The sequence below is a fragment of the Streptomyces sp. AB3(2024) genome (genome assembly GCF_041862025.1).
Classification (GTDB): domain Bacteria; phylum Actinomycetota; class Actinomycetes; order Streptomycetales; family Streptomycetaceae; genus Streptomyces.
In genome coordinates, this window is the sequence record NZ_JBGWAB010000299.1 from 1 (window position 1) to 1,681 (window position 1,681).

The following is a 1,681-nucleotide window of genomic DNA, read 5'->3' on the forward strand; positions in this document are numbered from 1 at the left end:
ACATCCACCAGACCCGGCAGACCCGCCAACCGCTCCGCCTGCGCCCGCAACGCCCCCGCACTCTTACCCGACAGCACCCACGGCACCACCGGCATACCCGACCGCGCCCCACCCGCCGAAGCCTCCGCCGGCTCCGGCGCCTGCTCCACGATCACATGCGCGTTCGTCCCGCTGAACCCGAACGACGACACACCCGCACGACGCGGACGGTCGGTCTCCGGCCAGTCGCGGGTCTCGCCGATGAGGGAGACGGCGCCCGCCTCCCAGTCGACGTGCGGGGTGGGCTCGTCCAGGTGGAGCGTCTTCGGTACGACGCCGTGGCGCATCGCCTCGACCATCTTGATGATGCTCGCGACGCCCGCGGCGGCCTGCGTGTGGCCGATGTTGGACTTGATCGAGCCGAGCAGCAGCGGCCGGTCGGCCGGCCGGTCCTGGCCGTAGGTGGCCAGGACGGCCTGGGCCTCGATCGGGTCGCCCAGGGTGGTGCCGGTGCCGTGCGCCTCGACCACGTCCACGTCGGCGGCCGCCAGACGGGCGTTGGTGAGGGCCTGGTGGATCACGCGCTGCTGCGAGGGGCCGTTCGGGGCGGTGAGGCCGTTGCTCGCGCCGTCCTGGTTGATGGCGCTGCCGCGGATCACGGCCAGGACGGGGTGTCCGTTGCGCTGCGCGTCGGACAGGCGCTCCACGAGGAGCATGCCGACGCCCTCGCCCCAGCCGGTGCCGTCGGCCGCGGCGGCGAAGGGCTTGCAGCGGCCGTCGGAGGCCAGGCCGCGCTGGCGGCTGAACTCGGTGAAGGTGGCCGGGGTCGCCATGACGGTGACACCTCCGGCCAGGGCCATGGTGCACTCCCCCGCCCGCAGGGCCTGCACGGCGAGGTGCAGGGTGACCAGGGAGGACGAGCAGGCGGTGTCGACGGTGACCGCCGGGCCCTCCAGCCCGAAGGTGTAGGCCACGCGGCCCGAGGCGATGCTCCCGGAGCTGCCCGTGCCGAGGAAGCCCTCGACGCCCTCGGGTACGGAGTCCAGGCGGGCGGTGTAGTCGTGGTACATCACGCCGGCGAAGACGGCCGTCCGGCTGCCGCGCAGGGACGTCGGGTCGATGCCGGCCCGCTCGAAGGCCTCCCACGAGGTCTCCAGCAGCAGCCGCTGCTGCGGGTCCATCGCCATCGCCTCGCGCGGGGAGATCCCGAAGGGCGCGGGGTCGAAGCGGGCGGCGTCGTAGAGGAAGCCGCCCTCGCTGACGTAGCTGGATCCGGCGCTGTCGGGGTCGGCGTCGTAGAGCGTCTCCACGTCCCAGCCGCGGTCCGCCGGGAAGCCCGAGACGGCGTCACGGCCGTCGGCGACGAGCCGCCACAGGTCGTCGGGGGTGCGGACACCGCCCGGGTAGCGGCAGCTCATCGCGACGATCGCGATGGGCTCCTGGTTCTGTTCCTCGACCTCGCGCAACCGCCTGCGGGCCTGGCGCAGATCGGCGGTCGCCCGCTTGAGGTAGTCGCGAAGCTTGTCCTCGTTCACCATGTGCGTGGGCTCCATGCCAGAGAGGCGGTCGTACGGGTCTGTCCGTGGTGGTCGGGGGGCGGGGGGGGGGGGGGGGGGGGGGGGGGGGGGGGGGGGGGGGGGGGGGGGGGGGGGGGGGGGGGGGGGGGGGGGGGGGGGGGGGGGGGGGGGGGGGGGGGGGGGGG

At 74.9% G+C, this 1,681-nt stretch carries 1 protein-coding gene; it reads right to left on the reverse strand.

The window, feature by feature from the left end; translation table 11 throughout:
* A partial coding sequence (locus ACEPPI_RS40450) for a type I polyketide synthase (protein WP_373920230.1) occupies positions 1-1,517 on the reverse strand: 1,517 nt, incomplete at its 3' end.
* Positions 1,518-1,681: the final 164 nt, after the last annotated feature.